We start from the raw sequence: 24,287 nt of genomic DNA, 5'->3' as shown, positions 1-24,287 counted from the left end.
CGGGCGCATGACCGCGCTCCCGGCCAGTCCGGTTCTCGTCCGCACCTGGTTCGGCGACGACGGCGCCTGGGCCGCCCTGGCCGAGGAGGTCCGGACGCCGAGCGAAGACGGCTTCCTGGCCGACGTCACCCTGCTGGACGACCCGGCGTTCGCCGGCCTGGACGCGGAAGCGTTGCGGGAGAAGCAAACCGCCGGGCCGATCGTCTCCTTCCTCGCCGACGAGACGACCCTCACCGGCCCCGAGCACCCCGTGCTCGCCGTCCGGGTGCTCCCCCGCCGAGACGGCGACCAGCGCGACTTCGCGCCGTTCCGGGTGGTGCCCGCCGAGCTGTGGAGCGTGGAGAACAACCTCAACCTGGCGAACCTGGACTGGGCGGACTTCACCCGCTCGGCCGGCGTGGACGGCGTCTTCCGCGGCTTCGGTCAGTAGACCTCCCGCAGCAGCTCCACCACCTCGGCCTCCGACGGCAGCCGCGGCGCGTTCTTGGTGACGGCGTCCGCGACCGCGTCCGCCGCCAGCGCCGGGAGGTCGTCGCGGGTCACGCCGAGGTCGCGCAGCGGGCGCTTGATCTCGATCGCCCCGGAAATCTCCCGGACCGCCTCGATCGCCGCGCCCGGCCAGTCCGGCGAAAGCGGCAGGTTCAGGGCGCGGGCCGTCGCTTCGTACGCCGAAGCCACGGCCGGGGCGCTGAACGCCATCACCTCTTCCAGCACCGCCGCCAGCGCGACGCCGTGCGGGGTGCCCGTGTGCGCGGTCAGCGCGTGCCCGATCCCGTGGACCAGCCCGAGCCCGGACAACGTCAGCGCGTGCCCGGCCAGGTGCGCGCCGAGCATCAGCCCGGACCGCGCTTCCAGGTCCCCGCCGTCGCGGTAGGCCACCGGGAGCCAGCGCCCGACCAGGCTCACCGCCTGCGTCGCGTACGCCTCGGAAAACGGCGTCGACCCGCGCGAGGCCAGCGACTCGATGCCGTGGACCAGTGCGTCCAGACCGGTCGCGGCGGTGACGCGCGCGGGCAGGCCGAGGGTGAGCTCCGGGTCCAGGACGGCGATCCGCGGCTTCACCGACGAGTGTCCGATGTAGACCTTCCGGCGGGCGCACCGGTCCTCCGTGACGCCGAACCCGTTGGTCTCGGCGCCGGTGCCGGCGGTGGTGGGCACCGCGATCAGGGGCAGGCCGTCACCCGCGTCCCACAGCCGGTCCGCGTCCGCGGCGGCCGCGCCCGGGTTGCCGGCGAGCAGCGAGATGCCCTTCGCCGCGTCCAGGGCCGACCCGCCGCCGAGCGCCAGCACGGCCGCGACGCCGAACTCGCGCAGGCGGGCGGCCCCGCGGTCGAGCTCCGCCGTCGACGGGTTCGGGCCGACGTCCTCGTGGACGGCGTGCTCGATCCCGGCCGCGGCCAGGATCTTCTCGACGCGCCCGACGATCCCGGTGGCCCGCAGGCCGCGGTCGGTGACCACGAAGACCCGGGTGTGCCCCAGGGATGCGACGAATCCCGGCAGCTCGGCCAGGACGCCGGGACCGTATTCGGCGCGGCCGGTCGGTTCCACGGTCAGGCGCATGCGGTCTCCTTCGGACGGCCGGGACGGCGGCGAGACGACCGTACGCGGCCTCCGCCCCGGTGGGTCAGATCCGCCACCGGTCCACCGCCTCCTCGTCCAGTTCGATGCCCAGGCCGGGCCGCCGCGGGACCGCCAGCTCGCCGGCCGGGGTGATCATCACGGGTTCGGCGAGCATGAAGTCGCGGCGTTCGGGCGTCCAGCCCGGCGGGTCCCACGGGAACTCGAAGTACGGGCCGCCGCCGACGCCGGCCGCGACGTGCAGGTTGGCCAGCACGCCGATGCCGTTGGTCCAGCTGTGCGGGGTGAACGAGCGGTGCTTGAGCTGCGCGAGCTCGGCCAGCGTCCGGGCGCGGTGCATGCCGACCGCGAGCACGACGTCCATCTGGTAGACGTCGAGGACGTCGTCTTCGAGGTACCGCAGCAGTTCCGGCACCGAGTGGTGCATCTCCCCCGCCGCGATCCGCGTGCCGGGGTTCTCCGCCCGGAGCGTCTGGAAGCCGGCGAGATCGTGGTAGGGCAAGGGCTCCTCGACCCAGAAGACGTCCAGCTCGGCCAGCCGGCGCACCAGCTTCCGGGTCTTGGCCAGGTCGGACGCGGGGCTCGTGTCGCCCGCCATCCGCCAGGACTGGTTGAGGTCCACCATGATCTCGAAGCCGGGGCCGAGAGCGTCGCGGACGGCGGCCACCGCGGCGACGCCGTCCTCCACGCGGTCGCGGTCGATGCGGATCTTCATGGCACGGAAGCCGGCTTCGCGGGCCCGCAAGGCGGTCTCGACGCGCTCTTCGGGCGGCTTCAGCTCGGCCGAGGAGGCGTAGGCGGGCAGCTCGCGGACGGCGTTGCCGAACAGCGTCGCCACCGGCAGGCCGGCGACCTGGCCGATGATGTCCCACAGGGCGACCTCGAGGGGCCAGAAGCGGCCGCCGTGGAAGTTGGCCGTCTCGATGGCCTTGACGTGCCGGACGATGGCGAGGGGGTCCTCGCCGAGGAACAGGTGCTCGACCGCTTCGAAGCCGGCCATGGTGTCGCCGGAGCCGATGCCGGTGACGCCGTCGTCGGTGTGGACGCGCACGATGGTGGCATCGAAGTGGCGGCGCGGGTCCGGGTCCCAGGCCGCGCGCAGCGGCGGGTCCAGCGCGAGCCGCAGCCGGTCGAGGGTGATGGCGGTGATCTTCATCGGGCCACCACCGGCGTGCCGAGGGGCCCGATGAGCGCGGGGGACGCGAAGGTCATGGATGCTCCCGGTCGGTGGGTGGTGCGGGCGGGATCGACATTAGGAGCGCACGGAAACGGCGGGCAAGGGACGGCGCGACATTGCTCCGGCGCCCACCGCCCAGCTCCCCTGAACATTCCACGGTGGACGGTCAGCAGGTCGTGTGGGCTCCGCCGTCGACGTGCAGCGTCTGGTCGGTGAGCTTCCCGCGGAAGAACTCGGTCTCGGCGATGCAGCCCGGCGAGATCAGGGTGGCGGTGAGCCCCTTCGGGCCGACTTCCGAAGACACGACGCTCACCGGCCCGCTCGCGAAGCTGGAGGTGACCCTCCGCGCGCGCACGTCCCCCCGGCGGCGGGGACGGCTGCTACCCCGGCGGGAGGTTCCGTCGCTCCCCCGTGGACAGACTCCCCGCCGTGGCGGGCAGGTGTAGCCGCCGGGGTGACCGGGTACCTCTCCGCGCACACCCTCGGAGGGAGCTGACATGGGTATTCTCGTCGGACTGCTGGTGATCTGGGCCGTCCTCGCCGTCCTCGGCATCGTCATCAAGGGGCTCTTCTGGCTGATCATCGTCGGCGCGGTGCTGTTCGTCGCGACCGCCGTGATCGGCTTCGTCAAGCGAGAGTCCCTCGGCCGCGGGAAGTGACATCACGGTTGAACGCCGGAAACAGCCGTTCGATCTGCGGACGACCCGAAAGCGTGCTATTCGATCACTATGACCGAATCACCGAACTACCCGAACTATCCCGAATCCGCCGGTGCCGGCCAGCCGGCCGCCGTGACCGCTCGGCCCAGCACCGTCGAAGGCGCTTTCTGGGCGTTCATCGCCTCGACCGTCATCGGGCTCATCGGCGGATTGCTGATCTTCGGAAATCGTGACGCGATCACCGATGCGCTGCGCAATTCGAACAGACAAAACGGCGGCGGCCTCACCGAGACGCAGATCGACCAGGCCGTGAACATCGCGATGATCACCGCCGTCGTGATCGCCGTGGTCATCGCCGCGCTCTATCTGCTGTTCGCGTTCAAGCTGCGCGCCGGCCGGAACTGGGCGCGCATCGTGCTGACCGTGCTGACCGCCCTGCAGCTGATCTCCCTGCTGGTCGGGCAGAGCACGATCGTCGCGTACGTCGGCGTGCTCGCCGCCGCCGTCGGGGTGGTGCTTTCGTTCATGGCGCCGTCGAACGCGTACTTCGCGTCCACCAAGGCGATCCGCTAGGAACCGGATCAGCGGCCGTCCCACGGGCGGCCGGCCAGGAGGTTGGTCACCCACCGCAGCGCGGTCTCGCAGAGAGCACCCTCGGGGCCGCGCCGGTGGGCGACCACGTCGTCGTCGCACCAGAGCATCAACGCCGTCGCGCCGCCGGCGGTCGGGGTCAGCCCGACCACCCAGCGCCGGCCGCCGAGGGCGAGGACGCGCTCCGCGGTGTTCCACCGCCCGCGCGAGCCGGTCACCGTCCACGCCGGCATCCGGGCCAGCTCCGCGACCGTCCTGGCCCCCTCCTCGTTCCGGCCGTTCATCTCGCCACTGTCGCACGCCCGGACCGCCGGAGCCGGGACGTCGTGGCCGCGACCCGCTGGGAGAGCGCCGCACCCGGGCGTTCCCTACCGGCCCGTGGTGCCGTCGATCAGCTCGCGCAGGATGTCGGCGTGGCCGGCGTGGCGGCCGGTCTCCTCGATCATGTGCACCAGCGCCCAGCGCATCGACGGCGGCGAGCCGCCGGGGCGGGACACCGGCTCGGTCAGGTCGGTGCACGCGTCGATGACCGCGTTGGCCTCCTCGACCGCCGCGCGGTAGCCGGCCAGCAGCTCGGCGACCGTCTCCTCGGGACGCGGGCGGAACGTGCCGGGCCAGTCGGCCGTGCGCTCGCCGAGGAACGTGAAGCGCTCGACGTGGGTCAGGTGCCGCACCAGCCCCAGCAGTGACGTGCCCGACGGCACGCCCGCCGTCCGGACCTGCGGCTCGGGCACGCCCTCGGCCTTGGCGGCCACCGCGGCGCGCACCTGGTCGAGGAACGCGCGCAGCACGTCCTTCTCCCCCGGGCCGGTCCGCGGGGGCGGGGTGTCGCGTCTACGGGACATGGCGAGTCCTCCTCGGACGGTCATCGGCGGCGGATCAGCAGCAGGTGGTCGACGACGTCGGCGACCTGCCCGCCGGGTCCGGTGGCACGACGGGACAGGGCATCGGCGCGCTCGACCGTCCATCCGCCGGCGTCGAGTTCCAGCGACAGAGCCACTTCCCGCGCGGACGGGAACCGCGCGTCCTGGTCCCACGACCACGGCGCGACGGACCCGTGGTCGACGACCAGCAGCCGGCCGCCCGGGGACAGCGCTTCCGCGGCTTGACGCAGCACGCGGGCGCGCGGCAGGGCGAAGGGCGTGTGCAGGTAGTGCGCCGAGACGAGGTCGAAGCGGCCCGCGGGGAAAGTCGCACCCAGGTCGTGCCGCTCGGCGGTGACCCGGTCGCCGAGCCCCAGCTCCCGGGCCCGGGCGGCCAGGCGGCCGATCGCGACGCCGGAGATGTCGGCCGCGGTCACGTGCCAGCCGCGGCGGGCGAGCCACAGCGCGTCGCCGCCGGCGCCGCTCCCCAGGTCGAGCGCCGTGCCGGGGTCGAGATCGGTCACGACCTCGGTGAGCCTGACGTTCGCGCGGGGGTCGGCCGTCGGTGTCGCGTGGTGGGCGTCCCAGAACTCGGTGGTGGTCATGGGCCCACCGTGCCCCGGGCGTGCCGAGGTGGCACGGTTTCTTGCGGTTTCGGCAAGATGGCCGGGTGACCGACGACATCGAGGACGTCCTGCAGGCCGTCGGCCCCCGGCTGCGGACCCTGCGCCGCAACCGCGGGCTCACGCTGGCCGAGGTGGCCGGCACCACCGGGATCTCGGAGAGCACGCTGTCCCGGCTGGAAAGCGGGCAGCGGCGGGCCGGCCTGGAGCTGCTGCTGCCGCTGGCGCGCGCCTACCGCGTCCCGCTCGACGACCTCGTCGGCGCGCCCCGCACCGGCGACCCGCGCGTCCACCTCACCCCGCTCCACCGCCACGGCATGACGTTCGTGCCGCTGTCGCGCCGGCCGGGTGGCATGCAGGCGTACAAGATGATCATCCCGGGCAGCGACCGGCCGCTCGAGCCGGACCACCAGACCCACGACGGTCACGAGTGGCTCTACGTGCTCCACGGGCGCCTGCGGCTGGTCCTCGGCGAGCACGACCTGGTGCTGCCCGCCGGGGAGGCCGCGGAGTTCGACACGACGCTGCCGCACTGGCTCGGGAGCGCCGACGGGCAGGCCGTCGAGCTGCTGATCCTGTTCGGGCAGCACGGCGAACGCGCGCACCTGCGCGCCCGCGCCGCTCGTGGCTGAACGGGTGTCATCACGGTGTCAGCCCGGTGTCAGGTCACCCGGCGAAGGTGATCACCACACACCGCAGGACACACTCAAGGGGAACCCCGATGACCACCTTCACCACGCCGGAACCGATCACCGCCACGCTGACCACCGCCGGCGCCCGCGTGCGCATCGCCGCCGGCGACCGCCCGGACACCGTCGTGCGGGTCGAACCCGTCGACAGCGCGAACAAGTCGGACGTGAAGGTGGCCGAGCAGACCGAAGTCGCCTTCGCCGCCGGAGAACTGTCGATCAAGACGAACAAGCCCGGCGCCAAGAGCGGTTCGGTGGCCATCACGATCGAGCTGCCCGCCGGATCGGCGCTGGTGCTGGAGACGGCCTGGACGGACGTGCACGCCGACGGCCCGCTCGGCGCCTGCGAGCTGGACGTGGCGTCGGGGCGGGTGAACCTCGGCCACGTCGCCGCGCTGCGGGGCCGCCTGTCGGCCGGCAGCGAGGTCGCGATCGGACACGTCGCCGGGGCCGCCGAGCTCGACGGCGGCGCGGCCGGCGTCCGGATCGGCGAGGCCGGCGGTCCGCTGCGGTACCTGGGTTCGACCGGGCAGGTGTGGATCGGCCACGCCCGTTCCGACGTCGACCTCACCGGCTCCGGCGGCAGCTTCACCGTCGACCGCGCCGACGGCGGTGTCTTCGCCAAGGCCGCGAACTGCCCGATCCGGATCGGGCGCATGACCCGCGGCCGGGCGGACCTGGCCAACGCCGCCGGCGGCATCGAGGTCGGCATCGCCGAAGGCACCGCCGCGTCGGTGGACGCGGACAGCACGAAGGGCACGGTGCGCAACTCCCTGCCGGACAACGCGGGCGAGTCCACGGACCGGGTCACGGTCCACGCCCGCACGCGCCTCGGCGACATCGTCGTCCACCCCGCGGACGCCTGAGCCACGGGATCGATTTCCGGAGAGCGACGCGGCCGGAGCCACGTCCGGCGGCGGATTTCCCAGGGTTCTCCCAGAACCTCCCAGGAACCGGCCAGGCGGGCGGGCCAGGCTCGCCGCCATGACCACCATCGAAATCCGCGGCCTGACCAAGCGGTACGGCCCCGACACCGTCGTGGACGACCTGTCGTTCACCGTCGCACCCGGGCAGGTGACCGGGTTCCTCGGGCCGAACGGGGCCGGCAAGTCCACGACCATGAAGATGATCCTCGGCCTCGCCGCCCCGACCCGCGGGTCCGTCACGGTCGGCGGCCGCCGCTACCGCGACCTTCCCGTGCCGCTCACCGAGGTCGGCGCCCTGCTCGACGCGGGGGCCGTCCACGGTGGCCGGAAAGCCTACGATCACCTGCTGGCGCTCGCGGTGAGCAACGGGCTCCCGCGGCGCCGGGTCGGCGAGGTGCTCGCCCGGACCGGGCTGGAGGGCGTGGCCGGCAAGCGGGCGGGCGGGTTCTCCCTCGGCATGCGGCAGCGCCTCGGCATCGCGGCGGCGCTGCTCGGCGACCCGCGCGTGCTGATCTTCGACGAGCCGGTGAACGGGCTCGACCCCGAAGGCATCCGGTGGATCCGCGACTTCATGCGCTCCCTCGCCCGCGAAGGCCGGGCCGTGCTGGTGTCCAGCCACCTGATGAGCGAGATGGCGCAGACCGCCGACCACCTGGTCGTCATCGGGCGCGGGCGGCTCGTCGCCGACACCGCCGTGAGCGAGCTCGTGCGCGGCGAAGGCACCGTGCTCGTCCGCACGCCGGACGCCGGCTTCGCCCGGCTGCTCGTCACCGCCGGCGCCACCGTGCGCGAAGGCGTCGAGGCCTCGCTCGTCGTCTCCGGCCTGACGAGCGGGGAGATCGGCAAGCTCGCCGCCTACCACGGCGTCGCGCTCGCCGAGCTCACCCCGCAGCGCGTCTCGCTCGAAGACGCCTTCATGGAGCTGACCAAGGACAGCGTCGAGTACGAGGGAGCCTCCGCGTGACTTTCGCACACTCGGTCCACGCGGAGTGGATCAAGCTCCGCAGCCTGCGCTCGACCTGGTACACCCTGGTGTGCCTCTTCGGGGTCGGGCTCGGCATCACCGCCCTGGCCATGAACTCCGCCGCGAAGACGTACGCCGAGGACCCGCAAGCCTGGGACCCCACCAACCGCAGCCTGACGTCGTACATCGTGGCGCAGCTGATCATCGGCGTGCTGGGCATCCTGGTCGTCACGTCCGAGCACGCCACGGGGCTCATGCAGACGTCCCTGATCGCCACGCCCCGGCGGCACCGGCTGCTGGCGGCGAAGGTCGTGGTGGCCGTCGGAGTCGCCGTGGTGGCGGGTCAGGCCCTGATGTTCGGCGCCTTCTTCCTCGGCCAGACCGTGTTGGCGGCGCAGGACCTGCCGCACGCGCGGTTCGGCGATCCGGGTGTGCTTTCCGCCGTGACGGGCGGCGGGCTCTACCTCGCGGCGATCGCGCTGCTCGCGGCCGGGCTCGGCACGCTCATGCGGGCCACCGCGGGGGCGCTCGCCACGCTCGTCGGGATCGTCTTCCTGGTGCCCGCCCTCGCGGGTCTCTTCCCGTCGTGGCTGCGCGAGCTGTTCTTCTACTGGCCGACGCTCGGCGCGTCGGCGATCCTCAAGACGGTCCCCGACCCGGACTTCCCGCACCCCTGGCTGAACCTGGCCGGGATGTGCGCGGGCGTCGCGGTCGTGCTGGCCGTCGCGTTCGCGGTGTTCCGGCGCCGGGACGTCTGATGCGGGAGGTGGTCCGGGGCCTGGCCGCCGCCGTCGCCGCGCTGCTCGCGATGGCGGGGGTCGCGGCGGCCGGCCTGGCGCTGCTCGGTGCCGTCCGGTTCACCCCGGCGGTCGTGGCGCTCGCCGTGGGCGGGCCGGTGGACGTCGAAGCGGTTCCGTCCGGCGGGTTTCCGGTCGCCGTCCGGGGCGATCTGCACGCGATCCCGCTCGGGGTTTCCCTTGCGGGCGCGGTGGTTCTGGGGTGGCTGCTGCGCCGGCGTGACGGCGAGCTGCTCGTCCGCGGCGCGGTGGCCGTGCCGGCTTTCGCGGCCGGGGTGGCCGGGATCGCCGCACTGGCGAACGGAAAGCTGCCCGAAGCCACCACCGGCGGGCTGCGAGGCTGCGTCTCCGCCGGGCCGGGAATCCCGGTGCCCGGCCGGGTGGACGCCGGGTTCTCGGTCGCGGTCGGCCCCGCGGCCCTGGGTGCGGCGATCCTGGCCCTCGCCGTCGTCGGCGCGTGCTGGCTGGCGACGCGATTTCTTTCCGTGGCAACGGGTTTTCGGGTGCTGCGGTGGCCGCTGGCCGTACTCGTCGTCGGAGGTACAGCCGCCGCGGGGGCGTTCGGTGGCGCCGCGGCCGCCGGCGGGGTCCTGCTCGTCCTCCCCCAGCTGGTGACCGGGGCCGTGCTGCTGGGACTCGGGGTGCCGTGGACGGTGGCCCCCGCGCTCCCCTGTGTGCCGGATTTCGGGCACTTCACGCCCGGCCCCTGGGTGTCGGGCGCGCTCCTGCTGGTCTCCGTGCTCGTCCTCGTCGTCCGCCGCGGTGACCCGCTGCGCCGGGCGGCGGTCGTCGGCGCGGTGGCGGGTGGCGTGGCGGTCGTCATGACGCTGCTCTCGCGCGTTTCGGCCGACGTCTCGGTGGCCGCGTTCGGCTTCTCGGTGCCGGTCCTGGACGTGCGGCTCACCGCGAACCCGCTGCTCGCGCTCGCGGCCGGCGCGCTCGCCGGGTTCGCGGGCAGCCTGCTCGCCGGCGCGATCTCCGTATCCTCGCGGGCATGGAAGCGATGAGCGCCGAACGGCTGCTGGTGGTCGACGACGAAGCCACCGTCCGCGAGCTGCTGTCGGCCGCGCTCCGGTTCGCCGGGTTCCGGGTGACGTCCGCGGCGACGGCGGGAGAAGCCGTCGCCGCGGCCACCGAGGAGCCGCCCGACCTGGTGCTGCTGGACGTCATGCTGCCGGACATGGACGGCTTCGAGGTGGTCCGGCGGCTGCGCGAGCAGCACCGCCCGGTGCCCGTCCTGTTCCTCACCGCGCGGGACGGGCAGGCCGACAAGGTCACCGGCCTGTCCCTCGGCGCCGACGACTACGTCACGAAGCCGTTCGACCTGGCGGAGCTGATCGCGCGGATCCGCGCGATCCTCCGCCGGACCTCGGGGCACCCGGCCGACGTGCTGGCGGTGGGCACCCTCGCCCTCGACGCCGAAGGCCACCAGGTGACGCGGGCGGGGCGGCCCGTGCGCGTGTCCGCCACCGAGTTCCGGCTGCTGCGCTACCTGCTGGAGAACGCCGGCCGCGTGGTGTCGAAGGCGCAGATCCTCGACCGCGTGTGGCGCGACGACTTCGGCGGGGACGCCAGCATCGTCGACACCTACATCTCTTACCTGCGCCGGAAAGTGGACACCGAGGAGCCGAAGCTGATCCACACCGTGCACGGCGTCGGCTACGTGCTGCGGGAGCCCCGGCGGTGAGGCGGCTGTCGCTGCGCGCCCGGCTGCTCCTGCTCACCGCGGGTCTCCTGCTGGCCGGCTTGACCCTCGTCAGCACGCTGGTTTCCGGTCGGCTGGAGCGCTTCCAGCTCGACCGGCTCGACGGCCAGCTGCGGTCGATGACCGAGCTCATCTCGCGCGCCGCGGGCCCGCCGCCCGCCGAGAACCCCACGGTGCGGCCGGACCTCCTCGACCCCGCGCTCGGCCTGTTCGGCACGCCGTACGTCGTCTACCTCGACACCGGCGGCGCGGTGGTGGGCGGCCTGCACTCCTCGCGGGTGCCCGGCGCGGCACTGCCGCCGTCCGACGCGCTGCGCACGGTCCCCGCCGACGGGACGGCCGTCGACCTGGACGCCGCCGACGGGTCACAGCGCTGGCGTGCCGTCGCGCTCCGGGCCGTCCGCTGGGGCGGGACGGTGGTTTCGGCCGCGCCGCTCGCCGAAGCCGACGCCACGATCACCCAGCTGCGGGTGAGCAGCCTGGTCACCGGCGCCGGCCTGCTCGTCGTGCTGACCGCCGCCGGCTGGTTCGCGCTCGGCCGGGGCTTGCGGCCGCTGCGCCGGATCGAGCACACGGCGGCCGCCATCGCCGGCGGCGACCTCACCCGGCGCGTCCCCGGTCTCGCCTCGCCCGGCACGGAGATCGGGCACCTCGCGGCGTCGCTCAACACCATGCTCGGCCAGCTGGAGGAGGCGTTCGCCGACCGGGCGGCGTCCGAGGTGCGGATGCGCACGTTCGTGGCGGACGTCAGCCACGAGCTGCGGACGCCACTGTTCGGGATCAAGGGGTCGACGGAGCTCTACCGGATGGGGGCGCTGACCGGAGCGTCCGATGTGGACGACGCGATGCGCCGCATCGACCGCGAAGCCACCCGGCTCACCGCGCTCACCGAGGACCTGCTGCTGCTCGCCCAGCTCGACGACGCACCCGAGGACCAGCTCGACCGGGCCCCGATGGACCTGCGCACCCTCGCCGGCGACGCGCGCCACGACCTCCGGGCGCTGGATCCTTCCCGCGAGATTTCCCTGACCGGGCCGGGCGGAGCCGGACCACCGGGCCCGGCCCCGGTCGACGCGGACGAAGCCCGGCTGCGCCAGGTGGTCACGAACCTGGTGGGAAACGCGGCGGCGCACACCCCGCCGGGCACCCCCGTCCGCATCGGTGTGGGCACGGCCGACGGCCGCGCGGTGCTCGAGGTGGTGGACGACGGTCCGGGGATGACGGCCGAGCAGGCGGAGAAGGTGTTCAACCGCTTCTACCGCGCCGACCGGTCCCGGACCCGAACGGGCGGCGCGGACGCGGGCTTGGGGTTGTCGATCGCCCGGTCTTTGGCCCGGGCGCACGGCGGCGACGTCGAACTGGAGACTGCCCTCGGCGAAGGCGCCTGCTTCCGGCTGGCTTTGCCGCTGCTCTAGATGTGATGTCCAGGGACGTTGTCCCGAGTTGAGGTGACCAGCGGCGGCCTGTCGTGCTGACAGGTGAAGGCCTCCGGTTGTGAAGTGGAGCTGTCTAGGAACCGCTTCACCGACCGGAGGCCTTCGTGTCCCACCCTAACGCCACCCTGACCCCACGCACCCGGCTGCGCCTGGCCCGCCTGATCGTCGAGCAAGGCTGGACCTGCACCTCAGCAGCGAAGATGTTCATGGTCGCCGCCAAAACCGCCGCGAAATGGGCCGCCCGCTACCGAGCCGAAGGCGTGGCCGGCATGGCTGATCGCAGCTGCCGTCCCCGCCGCAGCCCGACCCGCACACCCGAGCACCTGGTGCGGGCGATCGTGCGGTTGCGGTGGCGCAAGCGGCTGGGCCCGGTCCAGATCGCCGGCCGGCTCGGCCTGCCCGCATCCACGGTGCACGCGGTGCTGGTGCGATGCCGGATCAACCGGCTCTCCCGCATCGACCGGGTCACCGGCGAGCCGCTGCGCCGCTGCGCCGCTGCGAACACGACCATCCCGGGTCGCTGATCCATGTCGATGTCACCAAGTTCGGCAACATCCCCGACGGCGGCGGCTGGCGCTACGTCGGACGCGCTCAAGGTGACCGCAACCGGGCCGCGACGCCGGGCAAGCCCCGCAACGCCTACCGCAACCCCAAGATCGGGACCGGGTTCGTGCACACGGTGCTCGACGACCATTCCCGCGTCGCCTACGCCGAGATCCACGCCGACGAAACCGCTGTTACCGCCACCGCAGTGCTGCGCCGGGCCGTGGCCTGGTTCGCTGCCCGCGGCGTCGCCGTCGAGCGGGTGCTCTCGGACAACGGGTCGGCCTACCGGTCTCATGCCTGGCGCGATACCTGCCTCGAGCTGGGGATCACTCCGAAACGGACTCGGCCTTACCGGCCGCAGACCAACGGCAAGATCGAACGGTTTCACCGCACGTTGGCCGAGGGCTGGGCCTATGCCCGTTTCTATCCGTCGGAAACCCTGCGGCGGGCCGCGTTACCGGGGTGGCTGCACTTCTACAATCATCATCGACCCCACAGCTCAACCGGCGGCAAGCCGCCGGTCACCCGGCTGACCAACCTCCCCGGACATCACATCTAGACGTCGACGTGGGAGCCCATGATCACCGTGCGGTCCCGGGGCAGGCCGAAGTACTCCGCCGCGTCCGCCGTGATGTACGACGTCGCGATGAACAGGCGCTTGCGCCAGGCCGCCATCGTCGGCTCGGGGCCGCGCTGGAGCTCGATCTTGGACAGGAAGTACGACGCCTCGTCCAGCCGCAGGCGGCCTTCGGTCTGCGCCGGGTCGAGCAGGGCCAGCGCGCCCGGGACGTCCGGGGTCTCCATGTAGCCGTACCGCGCGGTGACGAACACGATCCCGTCGTGGGCGTGCCCGAGGTCCGCGACGCTCACCCGCTCGTCGGCCGGCACCCGCGGTACCGGCTCGGTCTCCAGCGACAGGATCACGACCTGCTCGTGCCGGACGTGGTTGTGCTCGGCGTTCGCGCGCAGGGCCAGCGGGGCGGTCCGGCCGCCGCGGTTGAGGAACACCGCCGTGCCCGGGACCCGCTGCACCGGTGTTTCGTGCAGTCCCTCGATGAACTCCGGCAGCGGGCCCTCACGACGTTCGCGCTCGGCCGTGACGATCCGGCGGCCGCGCTGCCACGTCGTCATGATCGTGAACGCCGTGAGACCGATCAGCAGCGGCAGCCACGCGCCGTGCACGAGCTTGGTCAGGTTGGCCGCGACGAACAGCAGGTCCACGGTCAGCAGGACGGCCGCGCCGGCACCGAGCAGCCAGCCCGGCGTCCCCCACCGCGTCCGGGCGACGTAGAAGAACAGCAGCGTCGTGATGGTGATCGTGCCGGTCACCGCCATGCCGAACGCGAACGCCAGCGCCGTCGAGCTGCGGAACGCGAAGACCAGCGTCAGCACCGAAACCAGGAGCAGCCAGTTGATCCACGGAACGTAGATCTGGCCCCGCTCGGTCTCCGACGTGTGCGCGATCCGCAGCCGGGGCAGGTACCCGAGCTGGGCGGCCTGCGCGGCGACCGAGTACGCGCCGGTGATGACCGCCTGCGACGCGATCACCGTCGCCGCCGTCGCCAGCACCACCATCGGCAGCCGTCCCCAGCTCGGCACGAGCAGGAAGAACGGGCTGCTGACGTTCGCCGGGTCCTCGAGGATCAGGGCGCCCTGCCCGAGGTAGCTGAGCACGCAGGCGGGCAGGACCAGGAACAACCAGCCCCGGGTGATCGCGCGCCGGCCGAAGTGGCCCATGTCGGCGTACAGCGCTTCGGCGCCGGTGACCGACAGCACGATCGCCGCCAGCGCGAAGAACGCGATGCCGAAGTGCCCGGCCATGAACCCGATCGCGTACGTCGGCGAGAGCGCCTTCAGGATCTCCGGGTGCCCGGCGATCCCGGCGATCCCGCACGCGCCGACCACCCCGAACCACGCGATCATGACGGGCCCGAACGCCCGCCCGACCGCCGCGGTGCCGCGCCGCTGCACCAGGAACAGCCCGATGATGATCACGGCGGTGATCGGCACGATCCAGGCGTCGAGGTCGTCCGAGACGAGCTTGAGGCCCTCGACCGCGGACAGCACCGAGATCGCCGGGGTGATCATGCTGTCGCCGAAGAACAGGGCGGCGCCGAAGATGCCGAGCCCGGCCAGCACCAGCGCGGTCCGGCGCCCGCTCGGCTCGCGCACGCGCCGCAGCTGGGTGATGAGGGCCATGATGCCGCCCTCGCCGTCGTTGTCGGCGCGCATGGCCAGCAGCACGTAGGTGACGGTCACGATGATCATCACCGACCAGAAGATCAGCGACACCACGCCGAACACGTTGTCCGCGCTCACCGGGACCGGATGCGGGTCACTGGGGCTGAACACCGTCTGCAGCGTGTAGATCGGGCTGGTGCCGATGTCCCCGAACACGACGCCGAGCGCGCCGATCACCAGGCCCAGGCGGACGGTGTCCGTCGTGGTGGTCTTCCCGTTCACGTGCTCCTCCTCGGCGCCGGGCACGCCGGACCCTACTGGCCCGCTCCGGCCGGACGCCGGTTTTCGCGCCGGGGCGCGGAGGAGTCCACGCGAATTTACGGAATCTTTGCGCCGCTTCGCACGCAGGGACGCTCCGGGCCCAAAGCCTCCACCAGCTCCGCCACCCGGTGGTGCGCCTCCAGCGGGTGACGCAACCGGCTCTCCGGGTGGATCGTGTAGTGGTTGCGCCGCCCGACGCGCTCGCGTTCGACGTAGCCGTCCGCGATCAGGTCCGCGAGGATCAGCTGGACGCCACGCTCAGTGATGCCGACGCGCTCGGCGATGTCGTGCAGCTTGTGGTCCGGGTTCTCCGCCACGCACAGCAGAACGTGCGCGTGATTGCTCAGGAACGTCCACGTGGCCATCGTCGCAGCATAGCCGTCCACACTTGACAGACGAAGCACAGTTCGTCATTCTGGAGGAGACGGAGGGGAGTACCCGCTCGGTCCGGCATCGTCAATACGGCTGTCTCTGCGCAGACCCGGTGCCGGCGCCACCTTCTGGGTGGCCGGGAAGACCTCCGGTTCGCCATCGAACCGGAGGAGTGTGCCGTGACCGTCCCCATCTGGGCCTGGGCCGCCGTGCTGGGCGTCATCCTGCTGATGCTCGCGGTCGACCTGTTCGCCCACCGCAAGGCGCACGTCGTCGGCGTCCGCGAAGCGCTCACGTGGTCCGCTGTGTGGGTCGCGCTGGGCGTCGCGTTCGGCGCCGTGGTCTGGTGGGTCTGGGGCGCGGAGCTCGCCGGTCAGTACTTCGCCGGCTACGTGATCGAGAAATCCCTGGCCGTCGACAACGTCTTCGTGTTCGCGATCATCTTCGGCTACTTCGCCGTGCCTCGCGAACACCAGCACCGCATCCTGTTCTACGGCGTCATCGGCGCCCTGGTCTTCCGGGCGGTGTTCATCGCCGCCGGCTCGGCGCTGCTCGCGAGCTTCGCCTGGATCCTCTACGTGTTCGGCGCTTTCCTCGTCCTCACCGGCATCCGGATGGCGCTGCACCGCTCGGAGACGGTGGACTACGACCGGAACGTCGTCCTGCGCGTCTTCCGCAGGCTTGTCCCGTCGACGGATGTCCACCACGGCAAGAAGTTCCTCGTCCGCGAAGCGGGCCGCTGGGTGGCGACGCCGCTGCTGGCCGTGCTGGTGCTGATCGAGGTCACCGACGTCGTCTTCGCGGTCGACTCGATCCCCGCGATCTTCGCCGTGACCCAGGAACCGTTCCTGGTGTTCACGTCGAACGCGTTCGCCATCCTCGGCCTGCGCGCCCTGTACTTCCTGCTCGCCGACCTCATGCACCGGTTCGTCTACCTCAAGCTCGGCCTGGCGCTGGTCCTCGTCTGGGTCGGCGTGAAGATGCTGCTGCTGGAGATCTGGAAGATCCCCACGGCGCTTTCGCTGGGCGTGGTCGGCCTCATCCTCGCGACGGCGGTCGCCGCGAGCCTCCTCAAGACGCGCAACGTTCCGGTTGAAGGGAAAACCCGATGAAACGACTCGCGACAGCGGCCATCGCCGGCGGTCTCCTGCTGGCTCTCACGGGCTGCGGCGCGGCCTCCGAAACCGCCGGCCGCGTCGGCAATGCCGCCACGACGGTCAGCGTCTGCACCGACGCGGTCCGGATCGCCACCGCCACTCCCGATCTCGCCGACCCGCGAGCCGCGGCGGACCGCGCGCACGAGGCCGGCCGTGAGCTGACGGCCCTCGCGGAACGCGCCGCCGGCACGACCGCCGGCGAGGCGATCGGCTCCCTGGCGACCACGCTGCGCGAGACCACGGTCGACGACCTGGTCACCGGCCCGGCGGACTGGGTGCGGCGCAAGTCCGAGCAGGTCACCGCGCTGACCAAGGCGTGCGGCCTCTGAGCGAACCCGTGTCCGGAACGGCATCACGCGTGATCCGGCGGGCAGCACGCGTGACTGCCGGGGCATCAGAGCACGGCCAGCCGGTCCAGGAGCCGCTCGGCCTGTTTGATCTCCGCGCTGAGCGGGTGGTCCTCCGGGATGTGCGGAAGGCCGCCGTCGGCGAGGCGGAACGCTTCCCGCAGCGGCGTGTCCGGTAGCCGGACGCCGGACAACCGGAGCGCGCGGACCGCGGCGAGCAGCTCGCACGCCAGCACCGTCCGGTACGCCGCGGTGGCGGCGACCGTGCTGCGGACGGCGTGCGTCGAGAAGCTCGCGTGGTCCTCCAGCCCGCGGGAGATCACCGCGGTCCCGAGCGTGACCGGTGAGGCCGCGTGCCGCAGCGTGCCCAGCGCGTCGTGGGCGACGTACTCCAGGATCATGATCCCCGAGCTGCCCGCCGGCCCCTCGGCGAGGAACGGTGGCAGCCCGCTCAGGTCCGGCTCCACCAGGTCGCCCAGCCGCGCGGTGGACAGCTCCGCGACGTGGTGCAGCGCCGCGCGCAGCTGGTCGAACGCCAGCGCCACGTGCGCGGTCGAGAACTGGCCGTGGTGGTAGGCCTGCTCGGTCTCGACGTCGATCAGCGGGTTCTCCGCGGCGGCGTTGATGTCGATGGCCAGCACGCTTTCGACGGCCGCCACGGCGTCCAGTGCCGGGGCCTGGACCTGCGGGAACGCCCGTAGCCCGAACGGATCCTGCAGCCGCCGCCCTTCGGCGGCACCGGTCAGCAGGCGACGCATCTCGGCGGCGCAGTGGACGGCGCCCGGGTGCGGCCGCGCGGCGTGGACGCGCTCCGAGTACGCCTCGGCCGAGCCGCCGAGCGCGCAGAACGTCAGCGCCGTGACGACGTGGCTCGCCGCGAGCAGCCGGCTGAGGTCGTGCCAGGCCAGGACGGCCTCGCCCAGGGTGGCGGCGTTGCTGGAAATGAACGCGAGCGCGTCGCCCGGGCTGATCGCGACCGGGTCGAGGTCGCCCGCCGCCCACGGCAGCTCCCCCGCCAGGGTCAGGGCGATCTCGGCGAGCTGGGCGAGGTCGCCGGTGCCGATCGCGCCGCGCGAGTGGACGTGCGGGAGCGCGCCGACGCGCAACGCCGTCTGCAGCACCTCCAGCAGCCGCGGGTGCACGCCGCTCCCGCCGGCGGCCAGCTGGTTGAGGCGGATGGCCATCACCGCGCGCACGGCGTCGTCCGGCAGCGGGTCGCCGGTCCCGCCCGCGTGGCTGCGCAGCAGGCGCAGGCCGTGGTGGTCGGCCGACTCCGGGTCGACGACGGTGTGCCGGTTCGCGCCGACCCCGGTCGTGCGGCCGTAGACCGCGCGCTTGGCGCCCAGCTCGACGGCCAGCTGATAGCTCGACTCCGCCTTCTTCAGCGCGTCGGCCCCGAGCTCCGTCGACGCACTGCGCCGGGCCACGCGCACCACGTCGGCGCAGCGGAGGCCGGCCCCGCTGATCTCGATGCGGTTGGTGTCGGTCATCGCCACCTTCCCTAACAAGCGCTCTTGACAAGTTTTCATTCATTCCTAAGGTGACATGAAACTACTCATTCACACAAGGACGGAGACCCGGTGTCCCGGTCGCTGCACGAGCTGCTCACCGCCCACCGGCTGACCCCGGCGCAGCGGCGCATCGCCAGCTACCTCGCCGACCACGCGGCCGAGGCCGTGGCGCTCACCAGCGCCGAGCTCGCCGAGTACGCGCAGGTCAGCCAGCCGTCGGTCACCCGGTTCGTCGCGTTGCTCGGGTTCGACGGCTACGCCGGGTTCCGCCGCTACCTGCGGGAAGCGGCGGCCGAGCCCGAGCCGGAGTGCGGCGGCAACAAGTTCCAGGACGCGATCGACGCCGACGTCCGGAACCTCGGCGCCCTGCGGGCGCAGTTGGCCGACGACACCCGCCTGCGGACGCTCGCGGCGGGGCTCATGGAATCCGTCCCGCTCGTCGTGGCGGGCTACCGCGTCTCCGCGGCCCAAGCGGCCGCTTTCGCTTACCTGGCCACGAAGATCCACCCGGACGTCCGGCTGCTGACCGACTCCGGCAGCGTCTTCGGCGACTCCCTGCGCCACGCCCACCGGTGCGGCGCGCGGACGCTGGTCCTGGTCGCGCTCCCCCGTTACCCGCGGGAAAGCGCCGCCGCGCTCGAGCAGGCCCGCGCGCTGGGCCTGCGCACCCTCCTGATCACGGACCGGCCCGTCACGGCGCTGACCCCTCTCGCCGACGACGTGCTCAGCGCGGGCGTCGCGTCGGAGTTCGTGTTCGACTCCCACGCCGCGGTCGTCTCGCTGACCGTGGCGCTGGTCGAGGCGATGGCCGACGCGGCCGGCGCCACGGCCCGGCAACGACTGGAAGGCTTCGAAGACTATGCCGCAGAGCAAGACCTCTTCCTCCCCGAGTGAGGCGGTCACCGCTTTCGACGACGTCCCCCTCAACCGGTTCCACCTGCGCATCACGGCGCTGACGTTCTGCGCCAACTACTCCGACGGCTACGAGCTGGGCATCATCAGCATCGCCCTGCCGGTGATCGCGTCCTCGCTCGGGTTCGGCGCGGTGTGGGAGGGCCTGCTCGGCGCGTCGGCGCTGATCGGGATCTTCCTCGGCAGCGTGCTGGTCGGCTGGGCGGCGGACAAGATCGGCCGCCAGCGACTGTACACTGTGGACTTCCTGCTGATCGCCGTCGCGTCGGCCGCGGAGTTCTTCGTGCAGGATCCCGTGCAGCTGTTCATCCTGCGGCTCTTGATCGGGATCGGCATCGGCGCCGACTACGCACTGGGGCCGACCCTCGTCGCGGAGTTCGTCCCGCGCAAGTACCGCGGTGGGCTGCTGGCGTCGCTGACGGTGCTGTGGACCGTGGGCTACGTCGCGGCGTTCTTCCTCGGCAACTACCTGATCTCCCTGGGCGGCGATTCGTGGCGCTGGCTGCTGGCGACGAGCTGTCTCCCGGCGATCGCCGTGGTGCTGCTGCGCATCGGCGTCCCGGAGTCCCCGCGCTGGCTGCTGACGCAGGGCCGCCTCGACCAGGCCCGCGCGGTGGTGCGCCGGCTGCGCGGCGACGAAGCGTCGTTCGAGCAGCTGGTGGCCACCCACCGCCCGGAGCGGCGGGCGCGCTACCGCGAGCTGTTCGGCAAGCAGTACCGCCGCGCCACGGCGTTCGGCGCGATCTTCTACAACGCGCAGGTCATCCCGTACTTCGCAATCTACACGTTCCTGCCGCTGGTGCTGCTCAAGATCGGCATCGGCGAGGAGGACACGACCAGCGACGGCATCCTGAACCTGTTCCTGCTGCTGGGCAGCTTCGGCGGCCTGTGGCTGGTCGCGAAGATGACCCGCCGCGGCCTGACGATCTGGTCGTTCGTGGTGCTGATCGTGACGATGGCCCCGATGGCGGTCTGGCCGGACGCCCCGACGGCGCTGCTGTTCCCGCTGTTCCTGGTCTTCACGTTCACCATGTCGGCGGCGGTCAACCTCGACCAGGTGTACCCGCCGGAGCTGTTCCCGACGGACCTGCGCAGTTCGGGAGTGGGCCTGCTGAACGGGTTGAGCCGCGTGGGCTCGGCGATCGGCACGTTCCTGCTCCCGCTGGCCCTGGACGGGATCGGCTTCTCCCCGACGATGCTGATCCTGACACTGGTTCTGGTGGTGGGGCTGGTGGTGTCGGTGAAGTGGGCCCCGGAGACGAAGAACTCCATGCTGGACTGACGAACCCGGGGCCGCCCGGCCACGGCGGCCCCGGGCGGTCAGGACGGGCGGTTCGCGTCGGGGATCTCGATGCTGATCGGGTTCCCCTCGGACAGGAACAGCAGCGTCGCCTGGCGGATGATCTCGTCGAACGTCCAGTACGCCGCCGGGGCCAGCGGGAACGGGAGCAGGCCCTCGCGGACCGCGATGAACGGGCCCCAGGCCACGTCGAGCAGCGGGTCCCAGACCGGCTCGCGGGGGATGCGCAGCCAGTTCGCGATCCGGTCACCGAGCATGAACCGCGTGAGCGCGCCGAGGACGTGCGTGCTCAGCACGCCACCGTCCACAGAGGACCCCAGGTTGAGCAGGATCTCGGCCAGGGCGATGCCCTCGTCGGTCGGGGCGAGCACCGGGGTCAGGATCTGCTCGGCCTGGGCGTTCGCTTCGGTCCAGGACGCCGGGATGTACTCGTCCATGATGCCGAGCATGTGCGCGGTCAGCTGCCAGGAGTGCAGGAACCCGTCGGACTCCGCGCGCGGGATCGGCACCTCCCACGAGGTCAGCTTCCCCATCACGGTCGTCGGCAGGCTGTGCCACGTGACGAGCATGTCCCGCTGGCTGATCGGCGCCGTCTGGTCGGCGGTGCCCGTCCACCCCGGCGACCGTGGCAGGAGATGGCGCACCGCGGCGTGCACGAGCCGGGTCTTCACGCACGTCACGATCATCTCGCCGTCGGCGGCGAAGGCGTTGCGCGTCATGATGTCGTAGCCGAGCTTGGCGGTCTTGGTGATGCGGTCCTTCATGGCCGCGCCGCCCTTGGAGTAGTACACCGCGCGCGCCTCGTGCGGGATGACCGTGCTGATCATCCCGCTCGCCAGGCCGTACAGGATCCCGAGGTAGAGGCCGCGCTTCTCGGTGAACGCGAACGACTTGGCGAGCTTGCCCTGGTCGGTCCAGGACGGCAGCTGCCGCGCCCGCTCGACGAAGTCCCGCACGTCGGCGGGCAGGCCGTCGGGGAGGGCCTGGCCGTTCTTCTTCCACGTCCGCAGCAGCGCGTTCACCGCCGGCACGTCGCCGCGGTCGATGACCGACGCGAGCAGCGCGTCGGCCTCGGGATCCCACACCCACCGGGGATCCGCGCCGGCTCCGGTCCGGGCGACCGACGCCTCGGCCGGCCACGTCCACAGCGCCGGCGACGCCACGGTCGCCGCGCCCAGCACTCCCAGCGCCCCGCCGCGCTTCAACGCGAGCCGCCGGCTGACTTCGTCCTTGGCCATCGCTTCTCCTCCGGAGCCGAGATCGACAGTGATGCTCGAACATTCAGGTACAGTGATACGCGACTTGCCTCTCTGTATCAGAGCATGATGTGCTGACCCCCCACAAGCCCCCGAGTGGAAGGATCAGGAGGTGGTCGTGGAACAGCCGTTCATCGGTGCCCCGGGCGCGGAGTCGCTGCTGGAGCGCGCCTACATCGACGCCGTCGAACAGGTCGACGACGCCGACGACATCCGCGTCCGCGTGCTCGACGCGGCCTACGAGCAGTTCTGCCGGATGGGCATCCAGCGGTCCACGATGGAGGACGTCGCCAAGCGCGCGGGGCTCTCGCGCATCACGGTCTACCGGCGGTTCGCGACGAAGGACACGCTGGTCGAGCACGTCGTCCGCCGCGAGTACCGCCGCTACTTCGACCGGTTCCTGGTCGAGATCAAGCAAGCCGAGACGGTCGCCGACCGGGTCGTGCTCGGCTTCGTGAGCTCGCTGCGCGCCATCCGGGGCAACCCGCTGATCGGTGGGCTGATGGCCGCGGAACCGGGCTTGCTCGCGTCGTCCATGATCACCGACGACGGACGCACGCTGGCCACCGTGCGGGAGTTCGTCGCCGGCCAGCTCCGGCAGGAGCAGCACGCGGGGAACGTGCGCACCGAGCTGGACGCCGACGTCGTGGCCGAGCTGATGGTCCGGGTCTCCGGCTCGTTCCTGGCCATCCCCAGTCACGTCATCGACCTCGACGACGAGGAGCAGCTGGCCGCGCTGGCCCGGCGCTACCTCGTCCCCCTGCTCGAAGCCTGAGCTCGTACGCCTACCGCCGGGAGCACTCGTGAGCCTTTCCACCGAGCAACGCGACTTCGTCGCCGCCGTCGACGACTTCTGCCGCCGGGAGGTGGGCGACCGGACCACCCCGCACGACGACGCGCTGTACCGGAAGATGGCCGGCCTCGGCTGGCTCGGCCTCGCCGTCCCGCAGGAGTACGGCGGGGCGGGGCAGGGGATGCTGGACCTGGTGCTGTTCCTGGAGACGACGGCCTACCACCAGGCGCCCATCGGCGGGTTCGCCACGTCGGTGATCACCGCGGCGTCGTACGAGAAGTTCGCTTCGGAAGACCGCAAGCGCGAAGTGCTGGGCGACTTCCTCCGCGGTGAGGTGCTGGCCGTCTCGATGTCCGAGCCCGGCGCCGGCTCCGACGTCGGAGCGCTGACGTGCAAGGCGGTCCGCCACGACGACGGCTGGGTGATCGACGGGCAGAAGACGTGGTGCTCCAACGCGCACCTCGCCCGGCACATCCTGCTGGTCGCGCGCACGTCCGCCGACGGCGGCAAGCACGACGGCCTGACGATGTTCTCGGTGCCCGCCGGCCTCGACGGCTTGGCCGTGCACGGCATCGACACGATGGGCGGGCGCGAGGTGAACGACCTCTACTTCACCGGCTGCAGGCTGCCCGCGGACGCGGTGGTCGGCGAGGCCGGGCAGGGCTGGCGGCAGCTGATGGCGGGCCTGAACCTCGAGCGGATGATCCTGGCGGCGATCATGCTGGGCACCGCCCGTCGCGCGTTCGACGACACGGTGGCCTACGTCCGCGAGCGCCGGCAGTTCGGCCGACCGGTCGGGTCGTTCCAGGCCCTGCGGCACCGGATCGCCGACCACGCGACCGAGCTGGAGTGCACCCGCCTGCTGGTGCACGACGTCGCCGGGAAGATCGACGCCTCGGACGGGAAACCGTTGCCGCGCGAGGCATCCATGGCCAAGCTGAAGGCGACGGAGTTCGCGAAGGCCATGGCGCTGGACGGAATGCAGATGATGGGCGGCTACGGCTACGCGACCGAGTACGGCATGGAACGCCTCCTGCGGTCGACCGTCGTGTCCACGGTGTACGGAGGCACGAGCGAGATCCAGCGCGACATCATCGGCAAGACGTACGGCCTCTAGCCGAGCTTGGCCCGGAGCGCCGCCGCGACCTCGCCGGCCGCGGTGAGCTGCTCCGGGGTCAGCGCGTCCACGAACAGCTCGCGGACCGCTGTCAGGTGCGGGACCGTCGCGCCCCGGAAGGCCGCCGAACCTTCGGTGGTCAGCACCACCTCGGCTCCCCGGTTGTCCGTCCGGCACTCCTCCCGGCGGAGCAGTCCGCGCTTCTCCATGCGGCCGAGATGATGGGACAGGCGGCTGCGCTCCCAGCCGATGTCGTCGGCGAGCTGCGACGACCGCAGCCGCCGGCCGTCCGCCTCGCTGAGCGCGAGCAGCACCGCGTAGTCCCCCGGCGAGAGCGCGCACTCCGCCTGCAGCCGCGCGCCGAGCTCGGCGCGCAGAGCTTCGGCCGTCTCGATGAAGCCGCGCCAGACGCGCAGCTCCTCGGTGGTCGGCAGCACACGCCGCCGTGTCGTCCGGGTCACGCTAC

At 72.3% G+C, this 24,287-nt stretch carries 27 protein-coding genes and 1 pseudogene; 17 read left to right on the top strand and 11 right to left on the bottom strand.

Translation table 11 applies throughout. The annotated features are described in order from the left end of the window. The first annotated feature begins 7 nt into the window (after nt 1-7). Nucleotides 8-430 carry a DUF6924 domain-containing protein gene (locus tag AA23TX_RS15460; protein WP_155543216.1) on the top strand — a complete coding sequence of 141 codons (423 nt, stop codon included), beginning with the start codon at nt 8-10 and terminating at the stop codon, nt 428-430. On the opposite strand, the gene AA23TX_RS15455 is transcribed toward AA23TX_RS15460, so the two are convergent. The 3 genes from AA23TX_RS15455 to AA23TX_RS15445 form a co-directional block, all read right to left on the bottom strand. After that, on the bottom strand, nt 424-1,560 hold the full coding sequence (locus tag AA23TX_RS15455) for an iron-containing alcohol dehydrogenase family protein (RefSeq protein ID WP_155543215.1): 1,137 nt from the start codon (nt 1,558-1,560) through the stop codon (nt 424-426). The two genes, AA23TX_RS15460 and AA23TX_RS15455, sit on opposite strands and share 7 nt — an antisense overlap. Before the next feature lie 64 nt (nt 1,561-1,624). Next, nucleotides 1,625-2,734 carry a mandelate racemase/muconate lactonizing enzyme family protein gene (locus tag AA23TX_RS15450; protein WP_155543214.1) on the bottom strand — a complete coding sequence of 370 codons (1,110 nt, stop codon included), beginning with the start codon at nt 2,732-2,734 and terminating at the stop codon, nt 1,625-1,627. A gap of 187 nt (nt 2,735-2,921) precedes the next feature. Continuing rightward, on the bottom strand, nt 2,922-3,059 hold the full coding sequence (locus tag AA23TX_RS15445; protein ID WP_196425330.1) for a hypothetical protein: 138 nt from the start codon (nt 3,057-3,059) through the stop codon (nt 2,922-2,924). 193 nt (nt 3,060-3,252) lie between these two features. Here AA23TX_RS15445 and AA23TX_RS15440 point away from each other — a divergent pair, with 193 nt between their 5' ends. Further along, nucleotides 3,253-3,414, top strand: coding sequence for a hypothetical protein (locus AA23TX_RS15440; RefSeq protein ID WP_155543212.1), 162 nt, complete (start codon nt 3,253-3,255; stop codon nt 3,412-3,414). A 69-nt stretch (nt 3,415-3,483) separates the two neighbouring features. After that, the gene (locus AA23TX_RS15435) at nt 3,484-3,987 is read left to right on the top strand and encodes a hypothetical protein (protein ID WP_155543211.1); all 504 of its coding nucleotides are present in this window, start codon (nt 3,484-3,486) and stop codon (nt 3,985-3,987) included. Between the two features lie 8 nt (nt 3,988-3,995). Here the strand turns inward: AA23TX_RS15435 and AA23TX_RS15430 are convergent, their stop codons facing one another. From AA23TX_RS15430 to AA23TX_RS15420, 3 genes are all read right to left on the bottom strand, one after another. Then, the gene (locus AA23TX_RS15430) at nt 3,996-4,289 is read right to left on the bottom strand and encodes a hypothetical protein (protein ID WP_155543210.1); all 294 of its coding nucleotides are present in this window, start codon (nt 4,287-4,289) and stop codon (nt 3,996-3,998) included. An 84-nt stretch (nt 4,290-4,373) separates the two neighbouring features. After that, the gene (locus tag AA23TX_RS15425) at nt 4,374-4,850 is read right to left on the bottom strand and encodes a DinB family protein (RefSeq protein ID WP_196425329.1); all 477 of its coding nucleotides are present in this window, start codon (nt 4,848-4,850) and stop codon (nt 4,374-4,376) included. Nucleotides 4,851-4,870: 20 nt separating this feature from the next. After that, nucleotides 4,871-5,473, bottom strand: a complete 603-nt coding sequence (locus AA23TX_RS15420; RefSeq protein WP_155543208.1) for an SAM-dependent methyltransferase — start codon at nt 5,471-5,473, stop codon at nt 4,871-4,873. 65 nt (nt 5,474-5,538) lie between these two features. On the opposite strand from AA23TX_RS15420, the gene AA23TX_RS15415 reads away from it, so the two are divergent. The 8 genes and pseudogenes from AA23TX_RS15415 to AA23TX_RS15380 all read left to right on the top strand — a co-directional run bounded on the left by AA23TX_RS15415 (nt 5,539) and on the right by AA23TX_RS15380 (nt 13,113). Beyond that, on the top strand, nt 5,539-6,123 hold the full coding sequence (locus AA23TX_RS15415) for a helix-turn-helix domain-containing protein (RefSeq protein ID WP_155543207.1): 585 nt from the start codon (nt 5,539-5,541) through the stop codon (nt 6,121-6,123). A gap of 89 nt (nt 6,124-6,212) precedes the next feature. Continuing rightward, nucleotides 6,213-7,046: a DUF4097 family beta strand repeat-containing protein gene (locus AA23TX_RS15410; RefSeq protein WP_155543206.1), complete on the top strand. Its 834-nt coding sequence runs from the start codon at nt 6,213-6,215 to the stop codon at nt 7,044-7,046. 118 nt (nt 7,047-7,164) lie between these two features. Beyond that, nucleotides 7,165-8,070, top strand: a complete 906-nt coding sequence (locus tag AA23TX_RS15405) for an ABC transporter ATP-binding protein (RefSeq protein WP_155543205.1) — start codon at nt 7,165-7,167, stop codon at nt 8,068-8,070. Further along, a complete protein-coding gene (locus AA23TX_RS15400) occupies nt 8,067-8,828 on the top strand; it encodes an ABC transporter permease (RefSeq protein ID WP_155543204.1) in 762 nt (253 codons plus the stop codon). Before AA23TX_RS15405 ends, AA23TX_RS15400 begins: the two co-directional genes overlap by 4 nt. Further along, the gene (locus AA23TX_RS15395) at nt 8,828-9,874 is read left to right on the top strand and encodes a hypothetical protein (protein ID WP_155543203.1); all 1,047 of its coding nucleotides are present in this window, start codon (nt 8,828-8,830) and stop codon (nt 9,872-9,874) included. The genes AA23TX_RS15400 and AA23TX_RS15395 overlap by 1 nt, the downstream gene beginning before the upstream one ends. Beyond that, nucleotides 9,871-10,554, top strand: a complete 684-nt coding sequence (locus AA23TX_RS15390) for a response regulator transcription factor (RefSeq protein WP_155544462.1) — start codon at nt 9,871-9,873, stop codon at nt 10,552-10,554. Before AA23TX_RS15395 ends, AA23TX_RS15390 begins: the two co-directional genes overlap by 4 nt. After that, nucleotides 10,551-11,987, top strand: a complete 1,437-nt coding sequence (locus tag AA23TX_RS15385; RefSeq protein WP_155543202.1) for a sensor histidine kinase — start codon at nt 10,551-10,553, stop codon at nt 11,985-11,987. Before AA23TX_RS15390 ends, AA23TX_RS15385 begins: the two co-directional genes overlap by 4 nt. A gap of 125 nt (nt 11,988-12,112) precedes the next feature. Next, nucleotides 12,113-13,113, top strand: a pseudogene (locus AA23TX_RS15380) (IS481 family transposase). Here AA23TX_RS15380 and AA23TX_RS15375 read toward each other — a convergent pair. Together AA23TX_RS15375 and AA23TX_RS15370 are read right to left on the bottom strand one after the other, a co-directional pair. After that, nucleotides 13,110-15,017 (bottom strand): potassium transporter Kup, encoded by a 1,908-nt coding sequence (locus tag AA23TX_RS15375; protein WP_196425327.1) that lies wholly within the window; start codon nt 15,015-15,017, stop codon nt 13,110-13,112. The pseudogene AA23TX_RS15380 and the gene AA23TX_RS15375 sit on opposite strands and share 4 nt — an antisense overlap. Before the next feature lie 95 nt (nt 15,018-15,112). After that, on the bottom strand, nt 15,113-15,421 hold the full coding sequence (locus AA23TX_RS15370; protein WP_155543200.1) for a helix-turn-helix transcriptional regulator: 309 nt from the start codon (nt 15,419-15,421) through the stop codon (nt 15,113-15,115). Nucleotides 15,422-15,607: 186 nt separating this feature from the next. Between AA23TX_RS15370 and AA23TX_RS15365 the strand changes: the two genes are divergently transcribed. Next, nucleotides 15,608-16,540 carry a TerC family protein gene (locus AA23TX_RS15365; protein WP_155543199.1) on the top strand — a complete coding sequence of 311 codons (933 nt, stop codon included), beginning with the start codon at nt 15,608-15,610 and terminating at the stop codon, nt 16,538-16,540. Continuing rightward, complete coding sequence (locus AA23TX_RS15360) at nt 16,537-16,914, top strand: bacteriophage spanin2 family protein (protein ID WP_155543198.1); 378 nt, start codon at nt 16,537-16,539, stop codon at nt 16,912-16,914. The genes AA23TX_RS15365 and AA23TX_RS15360 overlap by 4 nt, the downstream gene beginning before the upstream one ends. 65 nt (nt 16,915-16,979) lie before the next feature. Here AA23TX_RS15360 and AA23TX_RS15355 read toward each other — a convergent pair whose 3' ends face one another. Beyond that, on the bottom strand, nt 16,980-18,422 hold the full coding sequence (locus AA23TX_RS15355) for an aromatic amino acid ammonia-lyase (RefSeq protein WP_155543197.1): 1,443 nt from the start codon (nt 18,420-18,422) through the stop codon (nt 16,980-16,982). A 90-nt stretch (nt 18,423-18,512) separates the two neighbouring features. On the opposite strand from AA23TX_RS15355, the gene AA23TX_RS15350 reads away from it, so the two are divergent. Both AA23TX_RS15350 and AA23TX_RS15345 read left to right on the top strand, forming a co-directional pair. Further along, nucleotides 18,513-19,337, top strand: a complete 825-nt coding sequence (locus AA23TX_RS15350) for a MurR/RpiR family transcriptional regulator (RefSeq protein ID WP_155543196.1) — start codon at nt 18,513-18,515, stop codon at nt 19,335-19,337. After that, a complete protein-coding gene (locus tag AA23TX_RS15345; RefSeq protein ID WP_155543195.1) occupies nt 19,303-20,637 on the top strand; it encodes an MFS transporter in 1,335 nt (444 codons plus the stop codon). The genes AA23TX_RS15350 and AA23TX_RS15345 overlap by 35 nt, the downstream gene beginning before the upstream one ends. 38 nt (nt 20,638-20,675) lie before the next feature. Here AA23TX_RS15345 and AA23TX_RS15340 read toward each other — a convergent pair whose 3' ends face one another. Further along, nucleotides 20,676-21,893 (bottom strand): oxygenase MpaB family protein, encoded by a 1,218-nt coding sequence (locus AA23TX_RS15340; protein ID WP_155543194.1) that lies wholly within the window; start codon nt 21,891-21,893, stop codon nt 20,676-20,678. A gap of 136 nt (nt 21,894-22,029) precedes the next feature. On the opposite strand from AA23TX_RS15340, the gene AA23TX_RS15335 reads away from it, so the two are divergent. After that, nucleotides 22,030-22,686: a TetR/AcrR family transcriptional regulator gene (locus tag AA23TX_RS15335; RefSeq protein WP_230862503.1), complete on the top strand. Its 657-nt coding sequence runs from the start codon at nt 22,030-22,032 to the stop codon at nt 22,684-22,686. A gap of 28 nt (nt 22,687-22,714) precedes the next feature. After that, complete coding sequence (locus tag AA23TX_RS15330; protein WP_155543193.1) at nt 22,715-23,821, top strand: acyl-CoA dehydrogenase family protein; 1,107 nt, start codon at nt 22,715-22,717, stop codon at nt 23,819-23,821. Here the strand turns inward: AA23TX_RS15330 and AA23TX_RS15325 are convergent. Continuing rightward, on the bottom strand, nt 23,818-24,282 hold the full coding sequence (locus tag AA23TX_RS15325; RefSeq protein ID WP_155543192.1) for a MarR family winged helix-turn-helix transcriptional regulator: 465 nt from the start codon (nt 24,280-24,282) through the stop codon (nt 23,818-23,820). The two genes, AA23TX_RS15330 and AA23TX_RS15325, sit on opposite strands and share 4 nt — an antisense overlap. Nucleotides 24,283-24,287 lie beyond the last annotated feature (5 nt).

It is taken from the genome of Amycolatopsis camponoti, assembly GCF_902497555.1.
GTDB lineage: Bacteria > Actinomycetota > Actinomycetes > Mycobacteriales > Pseudonocardiaceae > Amycolatopsis > Amycolatopsis camponoti.
This window is presented reverse-complemented; position numbering and strand designations above follow the sequence as displayed.

Excerpts from the sequence above, each read along its gene's own strand:
- AA23TX_RS15395 (WP_155543203.1), top strand. The coding sequence starts at position 8,828 with ATGCGGGAGGTGGTCCGGGGCCTGGCCGCCGCCGTCGCCGCGCTGCTC.
- AA23TX_RS15405 (WP_155543205.1), top strand. The coding sequence starts at position 7,165 with ATGACCACCATCGAAATCCGCGGCCTGACCAAGCGGTACGGCCCCGAC.
- AA23TX_RS15370 (WP_155543200.1), bottom strand. The coding sequence starts at position 15,421 with ATGGCCACGTGGACGTTCCTGAGCAATCACGCGCACGTTCTGCTGTGC.
- AA23TX_RS15440 (WP_155543212.1), top strand. The coding sequence starts at position 3,253 with ATGGGTATTCTCGTCGGACTGCTGGTGATCTGGGCCGTCCTCGCCGTC.
- AA23TX_RS15345 (WP_155543195.1), top strand. The coding sequence starts at position 19,303 with ATGCCGCAGAGCAAGACCTCTTCCTCCCCGAGTGAGGCGGTCACCGCT.
- AA23TX_RS15450 (WP_155543214.1), bottom strand. The coding sequence starts at position 2,734 with ATGAAGATCACCGCCATCACCCTCGACCGGCTGCGGCTCGCGCTGGAC.
- AA23TX_RS15355 (WP_155543197.1), bottom strand. The coding sequence starts at position 18,422 with ATGACCGACACCAACCGCATCGAGATCAGCGGGGCCGGCCTCCGCTGC.
- AA23TX_RS15460 (WP_155543216.1), top strand. The coding sequence starts at position 8 with ATGACCGCGCTCCCGGCCAGTCCGGTTCTCGTCCGCACCTGGTTCGGC.
- AA23TX_RS15360 (WP_155543198.1), top strand. The coding sequence starts at position 16,537 with ATGAAACGACTCGCGACAGCGGCCATCGCCGGCGGTCTCCTGCTGGCT.
- AA23TX_RS15410 (WP_155543206.1), top strand. The coding sequence starts at position 6,213 with ATGACCACCTTCACCACGCCGGAACCGATCACCGCCACGCTGACCACC.
- AA23TX_RS15455 (WP_155543215.1), bottom strand. The coding sequence starts at position 1,560 with ATGCGCCTGACCGTGGAACCGACCGGCCGCGCCGAATACGGTCCCGGC.
- AA23TX_RS15435 (WP_155543211.1), top strand. The coding sequence starts at position 3,484 with ATGACCGAATCACCGAACTACCCGAACTATCCCGAATCCGCCGGTGCC.
- AA23TX_RS15420 (WP_155543208.1), bottom strand. The coding sequence starts at position 5,473 with ATGACCACCACCGAGTTCTGGGACGCCCACCACGCGACACCGACGGCC.
- AA23TX_RS15340 (WP_155543194.1), bottom strand. The coding sequence starts at position 21,893 with ATGGCCAAGGACGAAGTCAGCCGGCGGCTCGCGTTGAAGCGCGGCGGG.
- AA23TX_RS15390 (WP_155544462.1), top strand. The coding sequence starts at position 9,871 with ATGAGCGCCGAACGGCTGCTGGTGGTCGACGACGAAGCCACCGTCCGC.
- AA23TX_RS15425 (WP_196425329.1), bottom strand. The coding sequence starts at position 4,850 with ATGTCCCGTAGACGCGACACCCCGCCCCCGCGGACCGGCCCGGGGGAG.
- AA23TX_RS15430 (WP_155543210.1), bottom strand. The coding sequence starts at position 4,289 with ATGAACGGCCGGAACGAGGAGGGGGCCAGGACGGTCGCGGAGCTGGCC.